Source organism: Streptomyces sp. NPDC054883, from assembly GCF_053610645.1.
The window spans coordinates 145818-160090 of record NZ_JBSGYT010000001.1; the positions used below are offsets into that span (position 1 = coordinate 145818).

General features: G+C 74.3%; 17 protein-coding genes. 9 read left to right on the top strand and 8 right to left on the bottom strand.

Going from position 1 to position 14273, the window contains the following annotated elements; genetic code table 11:
• The first annotated feature begins 83 nt into the window (after nt 1–83).
• Together ACWGH1_RS00725 and ACWGH1_RS00730 are read left to right on the top strand one after the other, a co-directional pair.
• Nucleotides 84–983 carry an ATP-grasp domain-containing protein gene (locus ACWGH1_RS00725; protein ID WP_453357039.1) on the top strand — a complete coding sequence of 300 codons (900 nt, stop codon included), beginning with the start codon at nt 84–86 and terminating at the stop codon, nt 981–983.
• Nucleotides 980–1810 carry an ATP-grasp domain-containing protein gene (locus ACWGH1_RS00730; RefSeq protein ID WP_453408291.1) on the top strand — a complete coding sequence of 277 codons (831 nt, stop codon included), beginning with the start codon at nt 980–982 and terminating at the stop codon, nt 1808–1810. The genes ACWGH1_RS00725 and ACWGH1_RS00730 overlap by 4 nt, the downstream gene beginning before the upstream one ends.
• Here the strand turns inward: ACWGH1_RS00730 and ACWGH1_RS00735 are convergent, their stop codons facing one another.
• Entirely contained in the window at nt 1811–2902 is a 1092-nt protein-coding gene (locus ACWGH1_RS00735) for a DUF2330 domain-containing protein (RefSeq protein WP_453356616.1), read from the bottom strand.
• 79 nt (nt 2903–2981) lie between these two features.
• Between ACWGH1_RS00735 and ACWGH1_RS00740 the strand changes: the two genes are divergently transcribed.
• A complete protein-coding gene (locus tag ACWGH1_RS00740; RefSeq protein WP_453356615.1) occupies nt 2982–3461 on the top strand; it encodes a hypothetical protein in 480 nt (159 codons plus the stop codon).
• Nucleotides 3462–3465: 4 nt separating this feature from the next.
• Here the strand turns inward: ACWGH1_RS00740 and ACWGH1_RS00745 are convergent, their stop codons facing one another.
• Nucleotides 3466–4224: a DeoR/GlpR family DNA-binding transcription regulator gene (locus ACWGH1_RS00745; RefSeq protein ID WP_453408292.1), complete on the bottom strand. Its 759-nt coding sequence runs from the start codon at nt 4222–4224 to the stop codon at nt 3466–3468.
• Nucleotides 4225–4297: 73 nt separating this feature from the next.
• On the opposite strand from ACWGH1_RS00745, the gene ACWGH1_RS00750 reads away from it, so the two are divergent.
• A complete protein-coding gene (locus ACWGH1_RS00750) occupies nt 4298–5566 on the top strand; it encodes an MFS transporter (protein WP_453356613.1) in 1269 nt (422 codons plus the stop codon).
• Here the strand turns inward: ACWGH1_RS00750 and ACWGH1_RS00755 are convergent.
• The gene (locus tag ACWGH1_RS00755) at nt 5459–5767 is read right to left on the bottom strand and encodes an HAD-IA family hydrolase (RefSeq protein WP_453408293.1); all 309 of its coding nucleotides are present in this window, start codon (nt 5765–5767) and stop codon (nt 5459–5461) included. The two genes, ACWGH1_RS00750 and ACWGH1_RS00755, sit on opposite strands and share 108 nt — an antisense overlap.
• Nucleotides 5768–5961: 194 nt before the next feature.
• Nucleotides 5962–6834: a hypothetical protein gene (locus ACWGH1_RS00760; RefSeq protein WP_453408294.1), complete on the bottom strand. Its 873-nt coding sequence runs from the start codon at nt 6832–6834 to the stop codon at nt 5962–5964.
• Between the two features lie 132 nt (nt 6835–6966).
• Between ACWGH1_RS00760 and ACWGH1_RS00765 the strand changes: the two genes are divergently transcribed.
• The gene (locus ACWGH1_RS00765; protein ID WP_453356153.1) at nt 6967–8427 is read left to right on the top strand and encodes a condensation domain-containing protein; all 1461 of its coding nucleotides are present in this window, start codon (nt 6967–6969) and stop codon (nt 8425–8427) included.
• Nucleotides 8428–8439: 12 nt separating this feature from the next.
• Here the strand turns inward: ACWGH1_RS00765 and ACWGH1_RS00770 are convergent, their stop codons facing one another.
• Complete coding sequence (locus ACWGH1_RS00770) at nt 8440–9669, bottom strand: RNA polymerase sigma factor (RefSeq protein ID WP_453356156.1); 1230 nt, start codon at nt 9667–9669, stop codon at nt 8440–8442.
• A 69-nt stretch (nt 9670–9738) separates the two neighbouring features.
• Nucleotides 9739–10098 carry a YciI family protein gene (locus tag ACWGH1_RS00775; protein WP_453356154.1) on the bottom strand — a complete coding sequence of 120 codons (360 nt, stop codon included), beginning with the start codon at nt 10096–10098 and terminating at the stop codon, nt 9739–9741.
• Nucleotides 10099–10340: 242 nt separating this feature from the next.
• Here ACWGH1_RS00775 and ACWGH1_RS00780 point away from each other — a divergent pair, with 242 nt between their 5' ends.
• Entirely contained in the window at nt 10341–10718 is a 378-nt protein-coding gene (locus ACWGH1_RS00780; RefSeq protein WP_453356155.1) for a DoxX family protein, read from the top strand.
• A 110-nt stretch (nt 10719–10828) separates the two neighbouring features.
• Here ACWGH1_RS00780 and ACWGH1_RS00785 read toward each other — a convergent pair whose 3' ends face one another.
• Nucleotides 10829–11098, bottom strand: coding sequence for a hypothetical protein (locus ACWGH1_RS00785; protein WP_453408295.1), 270 nt, complete (start codon nt 11096–11098; stop codon nt 10829–10831).
• Nucleotides 11099–11276: 178 nt separating this feature from the next.
• Here ACWGH1_RS00785 and ACWGH1_RS00790 point away from each other — a divergent pair, with 178 nt between their 5' ends.
• The 3 genes from ACWGH1_RS00790 to ACWGH1_RS00800 all read left to right on the top strand — a co-directional run bounded on the left by ACWGH1_RS00790 (nt 11277) and on the right by ACWGH1_RS00800 (nt 13132).
• Entirely contained in the window at nt 11277–11615 is a 339-nt protein-coding gene (locus ACWGH1_RS00790; protein ID WP_453408296.1) for a thioredoxin family protein, read from the top strand.
• 129 nt (nt 11616–11744) lie between these two features.
• Nucleotides 11745–12932 carry a cytochrome P450 gene (locus tag ACWGH1_RS00795; RefSeq protein ID WP_453356209.1) on the top strand — a complete coding sequence of 396 codons (1188 nt, stop codon included), beginning with the start codon at nt 11745–11747 and terminating at the stop codon, nt 12930–12932.
• 5 nt (nt 12933–12937) lie between these two features.
• Nucleotides 12938–13132 carry a ferredoxin gene (locus tag ACWGH1_RS00800; RefSeq protein WP_453356208.1) on the top strand — a complete coding sequence of 65 codons (195 nt, stop codon included), beginning with the start codon at nt 12938–12940 and terminating at the stop codon, nt 13130–13132.
• A gap of 79 nt (nt 13133–13211) precedes the next feature.
• Here the strand turns inward: ACWGH1_RS00800 and ACWGH1_RS00805 are convergent, their stop codons facing one another.
• Nucleotides 13212–14210: a BtrH N-terminal domain-containing protein gene (locus ACWGH1_RS00805; RefSeq protein ID WP_453356207.1), complete on the bottom strand. Its 999-nt coding sequence runs from the start codon at nt 14208–14210 to the stop codon at nt 13212–13214.
• Nucleotides 14211–14273: the final 63 nt, after the last annotated feature.

The following is a 14273-nucleotide window of genomic DNA, read 5'->3' on the forward strand; positions in this document are numbered from 1 at the left end:
ATCACATTGCGGCCATGGCATCCTGTGACGTCACAACTCGCCGGGCGGGATCGGCGGACGTCCGGAAAATATGGGGAAGGTCCATGAGGCTCTGCTTCCTGGTGGAGGAGCACTACCGCCACGACGGCATGCCGAACGAGGTGATCCGGCAGCTGAGCGCGTGGGGCCACCAGGTGGACGTGCTGCGGCCGGGTGGCTCGCTGCTGCGCATGACCGACCTGGTGCGGGCCGGGGTCCACGACGCCTGGGTGCTCAAGACGGTGTCCGGCGGCCCCGGCCTGACCCTGCTCGAAGCGGCCGCCGCGACCGGCATGACCACCGTCAACGACGCCCGGTCGATCAGGGGCGTACGGGACAAGGCGCTGGCCGCCGCCATCGGGCGCGCCCGGGGCCTGCCGCTGCCGCCGACGTACGCCGTGGCCCGGCCCGAGCTGCTCGCGGAGATCCCGGCGTCCGAGTACCCCCTGGTCGTCAAGCCGGCGGACGGCAGCTCCGGCCGGGCGGTGCACCTGGTGGCCTCCCCCGACCGGCTCGCCGCGCTGCTGCCCGCCCTGGCCGGGGAGGGCATGCTCATCGCCCAGCCGTACGTGCCAAATTCGGGCATCGACATCAAGGTGTACTGCGTCGGCGGGGAACTGTTCGCCACCGAACGCTGCTCCCCCATGCACCCTGAGCGCTCCGTGCGCGAGCGTCGGGTACCGCTGCCCGCGGAAGTGGCCGCGATCGCCGCCCAGGTGGGTGTGGTGTACGGGCTGGACCTGTACGGGCTGGACGTGCTGCTGGGCCCCGACGGGCCGGTGGTGGTGGACGTGAACGACTTCCCGAGCTTCCGTCAGGTGCCGGAGGCGGCGGCCCGGGTGGCCCGGGCCGTGCTCGACCTGTCCCGCACCGGCGGCTCGGGGCCCCGTGTCCCGCCGCACCCCACGGCGCTCACCGTGTCGATCCCGGCGCAGGTGGCCGCCCGGGCGGGGGACGGCGCATGAGGGTCGGCCTGATCACCCCGGACGCCGGACACCCCCTGCTGGCGGGGGCGGCCGCCGCGCTCGCCCCCGCGCACGAGGTGGTGGTACTGGACCCGCGGGAACCGGACGCGGCGGCGGTGGCGGCCCGGGCGCGGGCGGACGTCTACCTGCTCAAGGCCCGCGATCCCCGGGCACTGGAGCTGGCGCGGACCCTGGAGCGGCGGGGCGCACCGGTGGTGAACACCGCGGAGGCGACGGAGCGCTGCCAGGACCGAACGGGCATGGCGGAGCTGGCCCGCCGGGCCGGGCTGCCCTTCGCGGCGACCACGGCCTTCCCCTCCCTGGACCGGCTGGCCCGGCAGGCCGGGGAGGGCCCGGGACTGCCCGGACTGCCCTGGCCCGTGGTGGTCAAGAGCCGGCGCAGCCGCAAGGGCGACCTGGTGGCCCGGGTCGACGGTCCGGCGCGGCTGCGCGAACTGGCCGCCGGATGGGGCGAGGAGCCGGTCGTGGTGCAGGCCTTCGTTCCCAACAACGGCTGGGACCACAAGCTGTACGCGATCGGCGACCGGGTCTTCTCGGGGGTGCGGCGCTCGGAAATGGCCCGGGAGGGGACGGAACCCGGCCGGCCGCGGAGCGAACCGCCGCCGCGGTGGGCGGAGCTGACGCGCCGGGTCGGCGAGGTCTTCGCACTGGACGTCTACGGGGTGGACTTCATCGACACCGGCGACGGCGTCCCGCTGATCGTGGACGTCAACGCCTTCCCGGGCCTGCGCGGCCGCCCCGGCGCCCCGGAGGCCCTGGCCGCCCTGGCGCTGCGCCGGGCGGCCGGGCCGCTCGGTCCCTGCTGATCAGGCGGTACGGCGCCTGGCGGCGCGGCGGACCAGGGTCAGGGTCAGGGCGACGGCCAGGGCGAGGCAGGAGGCCAGCGCCGCCGCCACCGTCAGGAGCCAGGCGGGCACGCCGCCGACGGTGAGCAGCTCGTCGCGGTAGACGGCCCGCCGGTACGGGGTGTCCTGGGCGGTGGCGCGCAGTTCGTGGTCGCCGTCGATCCGGGCCGGCTCGGGGAACTCCTGCTCGATCGCCGTGAGGAACACCGGGTCGGTACTGCCGGTGAGTTCGGCCACGGCCCCGCTCGGGGTGACGGTCCCGGCGAAGGCCACCTTCGGCGCGGCGCCGCCGATCGGGGAGACGGGCTCCATCCGGTGCGGGGCCAGGACGTACAGCCCGAGCGACTGGGCGGACTTGGCCCTGCGGGAGAGCCGCATCGGGTAGACGAGCCGGGGGCTGTCGAAGCGGATCCGCAACGGGTCGAGGTCCCCGGCCAGCGCCTTGGACCGGTCCCGGGGGGCGAGCCGGACGGCGACGTACTCCCACCCCTGGTCGACGTACGGCCGCAGCTCGGCGGAGAGCCCGTCCGGCAGCTTGAAGCCGTTGGTCTCCAGCCACCGCCGCAGGGCATCGGGGTCGGTTGCCGTCAGCCGCGCGACGTCGAAGTCGCCGAGCTGCTCGCGGCCGACGACACCGACGGACGCGCCGGGCATCGCGGCCCTGGCCCCGTCCCGGGAACCGGAGGAGAAGGGCCAGTCGTCCTCGCGCGGCCAGAAGTAGCCGCGGGTCCGGTGTTCGGGCACGGTGAGCCGGCCGAGGTCGGTGAACAGTTCCGCCTTGCCCAGCTCGACCGTGGCGCGGCCGGGCACCGGCATGATCCAGGCGGCCTTCTTCGCGTCCCCGTCGACCCTGAACCGCATGACGATCTGTTCGGTCCGTCCGTCCCAGCGCACGACGGAGGTCTCCCGCTGGACTCCGATCCGGGAGAAACCGTCGGGGATCATCGCTCCGCAGCCGCACGCGTACGCCGGGCCGACGAGGGATCCCAGCTGCGTCGCGAGCAGGGCGAACAGCAAGGTCAGGACTCTTCTTCTTATCGTTGCGTTCCACACGGCGTCTGGGACGACCGGCCACCGGATCCGGTTCCCCGCCCTCTGGTAAGGGCCGGTGGCGGGATCACATAATTGCGCCATGAGACGGACGGACAAGCCGCTGCGCAGCCCGCTGGTACCGGAGGCGGTGGAGGCCGAGATCGCGCGGCACGACTGGGAGTCCGTGCCGTGCGGGTGCGGGCGTTCCGCCGGCCATCTCCAGGACATGCTGTGGGACGCGGCCGAGGGGCACCCGGCCGCCTTCCACGCCCTCGCGGGTCACGTGTTCACCGAGACCAGGCTCCAGCCGCCGGCGCCCGCGGCGTGCGGGGTGCTGATGGCCGTGTGGGCGGCGGGTCCGCCCCGCGAGACCACCCGGGAGGCCCTGCTCTGGACGCTGCTCGCCCTGCTGGGCACCGAGGACGACGGCGGCTCCCACGAGGCCGGGCTGTACGGGCAGTGCGCCGCGTTCATCCGTACGGCCCTGCCCGCGCTGCGCCGGGAGGCCGCCGCCGGCCCCGGCTCGGTGACCGGCGCGTACGCGAAGGGCGTGGTGGAGATCCTCGACCTCTGCGCCTGACGGCTCACACGGCCCGTACGGTGACCCCTTCCCCGGTCAGGGCCGCGACGGCCTCGGCGGGGGCGCCGTCGTCGGTCACGACCGTGTGCAGGGCGGCGACGGAGGTGACGAAGGCCAGGGCGGTACGGCCGAGTTTGGCGGCTTCGGCGACCGCGATCACCCGGCGGGAGGAGGCGATCGCGGCGCGCTTGACCGCCGCGTCGGCCAGGTCGTAGGCGGTGAGGCCGTCCGCCGGGTCCAGGCCGCAGCAGCCGATGACGGCCGTGTCGAAGCGCAGCGCGGCCAGCGACGCCTCGGTGAGCGGTCCGGTCAGCGCCAGTTCGCCGGGGCGCGGCCGGCCACCGGGCAGCAGGAGGGTCAGCTGGGGCGCGCCGGTCAGGGCGTTGGCCGCGTGCAGCGACAGCGGCATGACGGTGAGCCGCCGGTCCGGTAGCTCCCGGGCCACCGCGAGGCAGGTCGTGCCGCTGTCGAGGACCACCGATTCGCCGTCCGCGAGGAGCGCGGCCACCTCGACGGCGATCCGGTGCTTGACGTCCGCACCTTCCCGCGCGCGCCACGCGAACGGCGGTTCCTCCCCGCGCAGCAGCAGGCTCCGGGCCCCACCGCGGAACCGTTCCAGCACTCCCTGCTCCGCCAGCACCTCCAGGTCCCGGCGGACGGTCATCTCCGAAGCCCCGGTGACCGCGGCCAGTTCGGCCACGCTCAGCTGCTCCCGGTCGCGCACCGCTTCGGTGATCTGCCTCAGTCGTTCCATGCTCGCCATAACGCAATTGAACACCGTCAATGTTCGAAACTCAATCTAGCGAACACAAATTCTGTTCTCTATGGTGGACTGCATGAGCAGATCCCTGCGGGCGGCACGCCTCGCCACTTTCTCGTTCTTCGGGCTCAACGGCTTCGTGATGGGCGTCTGGATCGTCCACATCCCCGCCGTGGAGCACCGCACCGGCATCGGTCACGCCGTCCTGGGCTCGCTGTTACTGCTGCTCGGCGCCGGCGCCTTCCTCGGCATGCAGCTCGCCGGACCGCTCACCGACCGCATCGGCTGCCGCCGGACGGTCCCGGCCGGTGCGGCGTTGTGCAGCGCGGCCCTGGTGCTGCCCGCGTTCGCCGACCGGGCCTGGACCCTGGGCGCGGCCCTGTTCGTCCTCGGCTTCGGCAACGGCTGCCTCGACGTCAGCATGAACACCCACGCCGTACGGGTGGAACGGGCCTACGGACGGCCGGTGATGTCCGCCTTCCACGCCGTCTTCTCGGTCGGCGGGGTGTTCGCGGCCCTCGGCGGCGCCTTGACGCTCGCGCTCGGTTGGGGGCCGGCCGTGACCTTGCCGGTGGTGGCCGGGCTCGGGCTCGTCGTCACCGCGTTGTCCGCCCCGGCCCTGCTCCCGCGCTCCGGGGCCGCGGCCGAGCGGGTGGCGGGGCCGCGGGCGAAGCGCCGGACACCCGGGCGCATATGGGCCCTGGCCGCGCTCGCCTTCGCCCTCATGCTCTGCGAGGGCGTGGCGAACGACTGGAGCGCGCTGCACGTGCGCGACGCACTCGGCGCCCCCGCGGCCACCGCCGCACTGGCCTACGCCGCGTACTCCACCGCGATGACCGCCGGACGGCTGGTCACCGACCGGGTGGTGGCCCGTACCGGCGCGGTGGCCGTCGTCCGGTACGGGGCCCTGCTGGCCGCCGCCGGGCTGACGGCGGCGGCGCTCGGCGGATCGGTGCCGGCGGCCCTGGCCGGGTGGACGGTGTTCGGCGTCGGGCTGTCGGGCTGCGTTCCGCAGTTCTTCAGCGCGGCCGGGCACGCGGACCGGGACTCCTCCGGGGCCAACGTGTCCCGGGTCGCCGGTCTCGGCTACCTCGGCATGCTGGCCGGGCCGGCGCTGATCGGGCCGCTGACCCGGCTGGTGCCGCTCGGCCCGGCCCTGCTGCTGCCGGTGGCGCTGTGCCTGGCCGCCGCCGGGGCGGCCGGGGTCCTGCGTCCCGCGCCGCGGGGCGTGGTCCGGTCAGCCGGGGAGGCTGCGGACCAGGCACTTCCGCAGGCCGTCCAAGGTGACGTCCTCCAGGGTGCCCGCGAAGGTGCGCGCCGGGGACCGCGGCACCGGCAGCAGTGACGGGACCACCAGGACCGCGCACCCGGCGGCCTCCCACGAGGCCGCGCCGTCCGGGGAGTCCTCCACGGCGACGCAGTCGCCCGGGTCGACGCCGAGCCGCTCGGCGGCCGCCCGGCACGGCTGCGGGTGCGGCTTCGTCCGCGTCGTGTCGTCGGCCGGGACGGTGAGGGCAAGGGCACGCCCGCCAGCGGGCCGTCGCACGTACCCGGCGGCCGGGCGGTGTCCGCCGGACCGGCCGGGGCCGCGCCGGACCGCGTGCGGCGGCCCGCGTCGAGCACGTACGCCGGGGCCGGGTCCCGCGGCCCGTATCCGGGGGCGGCCCCCGCCGGACCCGGCCGGCCGTCAGCGCCGCCCGGGAACCCTCGCAGACCGCGCGGCGGACGTACGCACCCCGCTCACTCGGGGTCACGTGCGGCGCCCCGGCGGCGGCCGGGTCCGGCGGGGCCGGCCTGCTGTGCGGCCCGCGCCGCGGCGCGGCGGCGTTTCTCGGCTTCGGCGAGGTCCGCGTGGGCCCGGTCACGCGCCGCCCGGGCCCGGGCGGCGTCCCGTTCCAGCCGCTCCGCCTCCGCGTCCGCGGCCGCGGCCCGCCCGAGCGCCCGCTCCCGTTCCTCGTCGGCCGCGCGCAGTTCCTCCTCCCGGGCGGCCCCGGCCCGTTCGGCCTCCCGCAGCGCCTCGGCCCGCTCATCGGCCCCGCCGGCGGCGGCCGGCTCCGCCTGCCGCCGGGCCTCCCGCCGGGTCCCGGGAGCCGCCGCCGACGCCCGCGCCACGGCGTCCGGGGCCGCCACCGGGAACTCCGCCGCCACCGCCGGGACCTTCGCGAGCCGCCCGGACGCCCAGTCCTCGGCCGCTCCCGGGTCGGCGAGGACGGCGTGCAGGATCTGCTCCACCTCCCGTTCCACCGCGTCCGACACCGGCGTCCCCGCCTCCTCGGCCAGCCGCACGGCCTCCCGCGCGAGCGCCCCGATCACCACGTGCTGTTCGTGCGAGAGGTGCCGCAGCTGCTCCCCGTCCAGGTCCCGGTGCGCCTCCCGCAGCGCCTGGCCGAGCTGGAGGAACTGTCCGGCCTCGTCCGGCTCGGTCCGGACCAGCGTGTTCGACGCCCAGGCGGCGAGCGTCGGCCGCCGCAGTCCCGCGACCCGTTTCGCGCCGGCCTTGTCCCCGGCCGCCTTCAGCCTGGCCGCAGCCGCGTCCCGGGCCGCCGTGAACCCGGCGGGCGCCAGCACGTACAGGGCGTCGATGACCCGCTCGACCTCGTCAAAAGCATCCACGCCGACCACTGTCGGTCATCACCGCCCGGCTACGACGGACCCCGTCCCCCGCGCGCCGCGCGCGGGCGTCACTTCCGCGGGCCGGGTGTCGTTAGGCGCACGGGGTTGACTTGGGGGCGAAGGGATGACGGAATGCGGCAGTTTCCTCTGGAGATGCACACCTTGGCGCCCGGACGGGTGGTCGAGTGGCGGGTGCGGTCCACGGCCGCCCGGGCCACCGGCCCCGGCGACCCGGCGGGCCGGAGGGCGTCCTTCAACCAGGACAAGCACTTCACGGTGGCCGAGGAGAGCCGTGGGGCCGACGACCCGGTGGCGTCCTGGCTCGCGGTGACCTTCGAGGTGCGCGGCCCGCTCGACCAACGCGCCCTCGCCCAGGCCCTGCTGGGCTTCGTCCGGCGGCACGAGGTACTCCGGTGCGAGTTCCGCCGCCTGGCCGGCGAGCTGGCGTGCGAGCCGCTCGCCGCGGACGAACTCGCCCTGGACGCCGTACCGGTGGGCGACTTCGCGACCACCGAGCTGCTGCGCGCCTTCCTCGGGGAACGGTTCCGGCGGAGCATCGACACGCTGTCCTGGCCCCTGTTCACGATGGGCGCGGTGCTGCGCGGGGAATCCGCCACCGTCTACCTCGCCTTCGACCACATCGTCTGCGACGGCATGTCGATGCCGATCGTGGTGAACGAGGTGTCGACCGCCTACGAGGCCCTGTGCCGGGGCGAGCGTCCCGCTCTGCCGGCCACCGCTCCCAGCTACCTGGACTTCGCCGAGGAGCAGCGGCGCCGCTACCTCTCCATCGAGGCGGACGACGAACGGCTCGGCTACTGGAAGTCGTTCATCGCGCGCAACGGCGAGTTCTTCCCCAGGTTCCCGCTGGACCTCGGGGTGGAGCCGGACCGGATGTACCCCATCGTCAACGAGGCGTCGCCGCTGCTGGACGCCGGTGAGGCGGAGGTCTTCGACAAGTCCTGCCTGGCCGTGGACGGCAAGCCGTTCATGGGGGTGCTCGCCGCCGTCGCGCTGTCCCTGCGGGAGGCGGGCGGCCCGGGCGTCTACCGGGGCTTCATGCCGGTCAGCGAGCGCGGCCGGGAGGGCTGGTCCGACTCGGTCGGCTGGTTCGTGAACACCATGCCCATCGAGTTCGACGCCTCGCCCGGGCGGGACTTCGCCGAGGTGATGGCCGGGATCCGGGCGGGGTTCGGGGAACTGCTCCGCCACATCGACGTGCCGTTCGTGCGGGCGTGGGAGCTGCTGGCACCCGAGGAGTTCGCCGCCCGCTCCTGGCCCTACCCGGTGAACTTCTTCTCGTACATCGACATGCGCAAGTGCCGGGGCGCCGAGCGGTACGAGGACTGGCGGCCCGCCTCGCACGTGTGGTCGGCGCGCGCGAACGGGGCCTGTTCCTGGTACCAGCGCGACGCGGACGGACTGCACATGAACTCGATCTACGTCGACACCCCGGCCGCCCGCCGCACCATGGGCGCCTTCCAGGAGGCGCTGCGCGAGACCGTACGGGACATCGCCCGCTCCGGCGGGTTCCGGCGGCCGATCGCGCTGACCGCGCCCCGGCGGCCGCTGGACGCGCCCGTCCGGGTCTGAGCCCATCGCCCGTCAGGGTGCACCGCGCGGGTGCGCCCGGTTCAACAGCAGGTCCCGCTCGCGCGCGTTGCGGGTGAGGGAGGCGGCCCGTTCGAACTCGGCGCGGGCTTCCGCCCGCCGGCCGAGCCGCTCCAGCAGGTCTCCCCGTACGCTCGGCAGCAGGTGGTAGGCGCGCAGCGCGGGTTCCACGGCGAGGGCGTCGACGAGCGGCAGGGCCGCCTCGGGGCCTTCGGCCATGGAGACGGCGACCGCCCGGTTCAGTTCGACCACCGGTGAGGGGACCAGCTGGACGAGGCGTCCGTAGAGTGCGGCGATCGTCTGCCAGTCGGTGTCCTCGTACCGGACGGCCCGGGCGTGGCAGCCGGCGATGGCCGCCTGGAGGGAGTAGGGGCCGCTGCCGGCGCGGCGTACGGCCTCGAAACCGCGCCGGATGAGCATCCGGTTCCACTTGACCCGGTTCTGGTCGGCCAGCAGGACCGGCTCCCCGTCGGGGCCGGTGCGGGCCGCGATCCGGGAGGCCTGGAACTCCAGCAGCGCCACCAGGCCCTGGACCTCGGGCTCGCCGGGCATCAGCGCGGCCAGCACGCGGGCCAGCCGGAGGGCGTCCTCGCACAGGGCGGGGCGGACGAGGTCGTCCCCGGCGGTGGCCGAGTAGCCCTCGTTGAAGACGAGGTAGATCACTTCCAGGACGGAGCCGAGCCGCTGTTCGCGGTCGGCCCCGTACGGGACTTCGAAGGGCACTCCGGCCTTGGCCAGTGTCCGCTTCGCGCGGACGACGCGCTGGGCGACGGTGGCTTCGGAGGTGAGGAAGGCCCGGGCGATCTCCTGCGTGGTCAGGCCGCCGACCAGGCGCAGGGTGAGCGCGATCCGGGCCTCCGCGGACAGGACGGGGTGGCAGGCGGTGAAGACCAGGCGCAGCAGGTCGTCGTCGATGTCGTCCGGGGCCGGCGGCTCGGGCGGGGGCGGTACGTCCTCCAGGGTGCGGCCGACCTCCGTGAGCTTGCGCGCGTAGGTCTCCTTGCGCCGGACGAGGTCGACCGCCCGGTGCCGGGCGGCGGCCATGAGCCAGCCGCCCGGGTTGTCCGGGATTCCGGACCTGGGCCACTGTTCGAGGGCGGCGACCAGGGCGTCCTGGGCGAGTTCCTCGGCGATGCCGACGTCCCGCACGATCCGGGCCACGCCGGCGATGATCCGCGGGGCTTCGATCCTGAACACCGTTTCGACCGCCTGGGCCGGGGTCACTGCCGTCACGGCCACCCATCAGAGCAGCCGTGACGGTACGGGGCAAACAGGGCCCGTCCCCGGAGTGGCTCAGCCCTCCGCGATCTGCCGGAGTTCGGCGCCCACCGTCCAGTGCTCGGGGTGGACCTCCAGGAACCGCTTGGTCCACTCCAGCGCCTCCGCCTTGTCCTTGGCCTGGAGGATGGCGTAGCCCCCGACGACCTCCTTGGTCTCGGTGAAGGGGCCGTCGGTGTAGCTCAGCTTGCCGCCGGACCAGGTCACGCGGGTTCCCTCGGAGGTGGGGAGCAGTCCGGCGGTGTCCAGCATCACCCCTGCCTTGGTGATCTCCTCCAGCAGTGCGCCCATCCGCTGCTCGAAGTCCGGCGGGAAGGGGGTGTCGGCGGGGAGGCTCTGCTCGTCGATGCGGATCAGGGAAAGGAAGCGGGGCATGGTGACTCCTCGGTCGGTGTTCGGGTCGGTCGCTGTTCTCGGGTCGGTCGCTGCGTGCGGGATGTCCCGCCTTTCACTCCTGTGTCGAACGGGAGGCGCCCGGATCGACAGCTCCCGAGAAAGTTCTTCGGACTTCTTCCGAGGCCCCCGAACGCTGAGGCCTCACGGCCCGGCCCTACCGGTGAGTAGGATCGCGGGGCCGTCCCGCCGTCCGCCCGTCCCCGGCTTCCGAGAGGGTCCTCATGCCGCGCACTCCTTCCTCACCCCTGCTGCTGGCCGGCCTGCTGGCAACCGCGGCAGTGGCACATGCGGTCGCGCCCAAGCAGTTCGACGCGATCGTCCCCCGCTCCCTGCCCGGCACCCCGCGGCAGTGGACGTACGCGAGCGGCGCGGCGGAGCTCGCCCTCGCCGCCGGGATCGCCCATCCGCGGACCCGCCGGGTGGCGGCGTCGGCCGCGGCGGCCTTCTTCGTCGGCGTCTTCCCGGCCAACGTGAAGATGGCGGTGGACGCCCGCCGCGGCGCCCCCGCCGCGCGGGTCGCGACCCTGGCCCGGCTGCCGCTCCAGGTGCCGCTGGTGCTGTGGGCGCGCAAGGTCAGCCGGAGCGCCACCGTCGGCTGACCTCCGCCGCATCCGATCCCGCCCCCGCGGCGGAAGTGCCGCACAGAGCCCCCGGTCACACGTCGGCGGACCGGGGGCTCGCCGCGCCGCCCTGCCTCCGCTGCCGCACGTCAGGGGCTGTCGCCCGACCAGTCCCAGCGCTGCGGGTCTGCCACGCGACGGCGGTAGTGGGCGCGGCCGCCCGCCCCGTAGCGGCCTATCTCCGTGGGGAGGCGGGCCTCTTCGGCCATCTGCCGCCCGCTCCAGCCTGTGACGTCGAGCAGGAGGCCGTCGAGCGGCCCGCCCACGAGCTCGCCGTAGACGTGGCCGGGGCGCGGGCCCGGGTCGGGGTCGTCGTGGTCGGCGCCGTAGACCCGGCGCCGCAGCATCCTGTCGTCCATGCGTCCAGGCTGCCAGCCGCCACTGACAACGGGAGCCCCCATCACGGGGATGATGGGGTGCGCGGGCCACCAGCCGGGCCGGCCGCGCGCGTCGGCCGGGCGCCGGCCGCGCGGGGCCGGTTCCCCCGGCATCCCTGGACGAACCGGGCCGCGCCGAGACACTCAAGGAGCAGCACACATGACACGTCGGGTGCACCAGCCGCTGGAGGACCAGGAGTTCGATTTCATCCTGGGAATGTCCCCGGGGCCGGTTCTCGCCTATTTCACCGGCACCTGGCCCAAGGCCCTGGCGGCCTGCCGGACCATGGACGTCCTGGTCGGCGAGCTGGCACAGGAGTACGGGACGCGGTTGACCGCCGTACGGACCGACATCACCCGCTGCCCCGGCCCGACCAGGCGCTACGGCGTGACCGGCGCACCCACCGCGGTCCTCGTCAAGGACGGCGAGGTGGTCGCGTCCCACGCCGGCCCGATGACCCGCGCGGAGTTCCGGGCGTTCCTCGAAGCCCACCTCTGACCCCGCCCGGGGGCCACTGGGCCCTTCGGGCGACTTCCGCCCGGTATGGCCGAAAGTGGCATAGGTGAGATAGGTGCCTCGGGCATGTAATGGAGCCGGCAAGACGGACCATCGCTCGCGAGGTGCTGCATGTCAGAAACCGTTGCCTTCCCCCAGGACCGAACCTGTCCCTACCACCCCCCGGCGGCCTACGCGCCCCTGCGGGAAACCCGGCCGCTCTCCCGCGTCACCCTCTTCGACGGGCGCTCGGTATGGGTGGTCACCGGGCACGCCGAGGCGCGCGCCCTGCTCTCCGACGGCCGGCTCTCCTCCGACCGCCAGCACGCCGCCTTCCCCGCCACCACCAAGCGCTTCAAGGGGCTGACGGCCCGCCGGACGGCCCTGCTCGGCGTCGACGACCCCGAACACAATGCCCAGCGCCGCATGTTGATCCCGAGTTTCTCCGTCAAGCGCGTCGCCGCCCTGCGGCCACAGATCCAGCGGACCGTGGACCGGCTGCTCGACGGGATGACCGCCCAGGGTTCACCGGCGGAACTGGTCGGCGCCTTCGCCCTGCCCGTGCCGTCCATGGTGATCTGCTCCCTGCTGGGAGTCCCCTACGCGGACCACGAGTTCTTCGAGGCCCAGTCGAGGCAGCTGCTGCGCGGACCCGAACTGTCCGACGTGGAGGAGGCCCGGCGCAGCCTCGACGCCTATCTGGGGGAGCTGATCGCGCGCAAGCGCACCGATCCGGGCGAAGGGCTGCTGGACGAACTCATCGCGCAGCGTCTGGAGACCGGTCAGACCGATGTGGAGGAACTGGTCGCCCTGGCCGTGATCCTGCTCATCGCGGGGCACGAGACCACCGCGAACATGATCTCGCTGGGCACCTTCACCCTGCTGCGCCACCCGGAGCAGCTCGCCGAACTGCGCGCGGACCCGTCGCTGATGTCGGCGGCCGTGGAGGAACTGATGCGGTTCCTGTCGATCGCCGACGGCATGCTGCGGGTGGCGACGGAGGAGATCGAGATCGGCGGCGTGACGATCGGCGCCGAGGACGGGGTGGTGTTCTCCACTTCCGTCATCAACCGCGACGAGTCGGTCTTCCCGGATCCCGACGCCCTGGACTGGCACCGCCCGACCCGCCATCACCTGGCGTTCGGTTTCGGCATCCACCAGTGCCTGGGCCAGAACCTGGCCCGCGCCGAGACGGAGATCGCGCTCGGCTCGCTCTTCGCCCGGCTCCCCGGGCTGCGGCTGGCGGCCGAACCGGACCTGATCCCCTTCAAGCCCGGTGACACCATCCAGGGCATGATCGAACTACCCGTGGCATGGTGAACGGTATGCGGATCTCCATCGACCAAGGCGTCTGCATCGGCGCCGGCCAGTGCGCGCTGACCGCGCCCGACGTGTTCACGCAGGACGACGACGGCTTCGGCGAACTGCTGCCGGGCCGGGAGGACGGCAACGGCAGCCCGCTGGTGCGCGAGGCGGCGCGGGCCTGCCCGGTCGCCGCCATTTCCGTGCAGAACGCCTGACGGACCGCGCGGGGCCGCCGCCCGGGTGATGCCGTCCGGGCGCGATCCCGCGCAGCGGCGGTCCCGCGCGACCCGCCGACTACTTGGCGAGCGCCGCGACCGCCTCGCGTTCGAGCTCGGCGCAGCGGTCGACGAGTCCGGCGCACGCGTCGAACAGTGCGCGGCGCTGCTCCGCTCCGGCTTCGGGCGCGGCCGCCCGGGCCACGGCGGCGAGTTCCGACCAATGCCGGCCCGATTCCCGGAAGAGCCCGGCCGCCTCGGGACGGCCGACGAGGTCGAGGAAGTCGGCGTACAGCGGCCGGGTGGCACCGGGCGCCGTCCACTCCTCCTCCAGGGAGGCGTACAGCCGCCGGGTGGCCGCCCGGAAGGTCTGCGGCGTGGCGCCGAAACGCTGCTCCCAGCCCGCCGGGGTGCCGGTGTCCCGCAAGTCCGCGGAGAGCCGCTCCATGCCGCTGAAGCCGAAGTTCACGTCGAACCGGTTGCCGAGCACCGGCCCGGTGAACCGGGTGACGGTGGCGGCGACGGCCCCCTCGACGTCCGGTTCCGCCTCGGCCGGCCCCATCGGTACGACCAGTTGGTGGCGCCCCGTGGGGTGGGCGGTCCAGGCCGCACCGAACTCCTCGCGGTCGACCCGGTACGGCTCCGCCGCCCCGTCCTCCACGAAGAGGTCGTCGCCCTCGTACCCGGCGATGACCACGGTGTACGCGTCGGCGCCCGGCATCGGGGGGACCGCTTCGTGCCAGGGCAGCGAGGCGCGGTCGACGACGCAGAACACGGGCTGCCCCCCGTCGAGCGCCGCGCGGACCCGGCCCCAGCGGGGTTTGGTGCTGCGCGTGGCGTCGTAGGGCACGTGCAGCCGGCCGAGGGCGACCTGTGCCCACGGCTCGGGGTGGGCCTGGGCGACGATCGTGGCGACCGGCGGGCGGTCCGGGTACTCGAAGACGAAGTACATGAAGCCGATACCGCCCGCGAGCCCCGCGATCAGCGCCTCGTCGTGGGAACTGCCCAGGGCGTGGCGGATCAGGGAGCTCTCGCGGTGGGCTCCGGTACCGAATTCTTCGTACAACAGCACAGTCATGCGGTCAGCGTAGTCGCGCCGTCGCGCCTGCCCGTCCGCGGGAGTTCCTGTACAGTTGTCCAG

Coding starts and splice junctions, on each gene's coding strand:
- ACWGH1_RS00725 (WP_453357039.1), top strand. CDS start 84: ATGAGGCTCTGCTTCCTGGTGGAGGAGCACTACCGCCACGACGGCATG.
- ACWGH1_RS00730 (WP_453408291.1), top strand. CDS start 980: ATGAGGGTCGGCCTGATCACCCCGGACGCCGGACACCCCCTGCTGGCG.
- ACWGH1_RS00740 (WP_453356615.1), top strand. CDS start 2,982: ATGAGACGGACGGACAAGCCGCTGCGCAGCCCGCTGGTACCGGAGGCG.
- ACWGH1_RS00745 (WP_453408292.1), bottom strand. CDS start 4,224: ATGGCGAGCATGGAACGACTGAGGCAGATCACCGAAGCGGTGCGCGAC.
- ACWGH1_RS00750 (WP_453356613.1), top strand. CDS start 4,298: ATGAGCAGATCCCTGCGGGCGGCACGCCTCGCCACTTTCTCGTTCTTC.
- ACWGH1_RS00765 (WP_453356153.1), top strand. CDS start 6,967: ATGCGGCAGTTTCCTCTGGAGATGCACACCTTGGCGCCCGGACGGGTG.
- ACWGH1_RS00775 (WP_453356154.1), bottom strand. CDS start 10,098: ATGCCCCGCTTCCTTTCCCTGATCCGCATCGACGAGCAGAGCCTCCCC.
- ACWGH1_RS00780 (WP_453356155.1), top strand. CDS start 10,341: ATGCCGCGCACTCCTTCCTCACCCCTGCTGCTGGCCGGCCTGCTGGCA.
- ACWGH1_RS00785 (WP_453408295.1), bottom strand. CDS start 11,098: ATGGACGACAGGATGCTGCGGCGCCGGGTCTACGGCGCCGACCACGAC.
- ACWGH1_RS00790 (WP_453408296.1), top strand. CDS start 11,277: ATGACACGTCGGGTGCACCAGCCGCTGGAGGACCAGGAGTTCGATTTC.
- ACWGH1_RS00795 (WP_453356209.1), top strand. CDS start 11,745: ATGTCAGAAACCGTTGCCTTCCCCCAGGACCGAACCTGTCCCTACCAC.
- ACWGH1_RS00800 (WP_453356208.1), top strand. CDS start 12,938: ATGCGGATCTCCATCGACCAAGGCGTCTGCATCGGCGCCGGCCAGTGC.
- ACWGH1_RS00805 (WP_453356207.1), bottom strand. CDS start 14,210: ATGACTGTGCTGTTGTACGAAGAATTCGGTACCGGAGCCCACCGCGAG.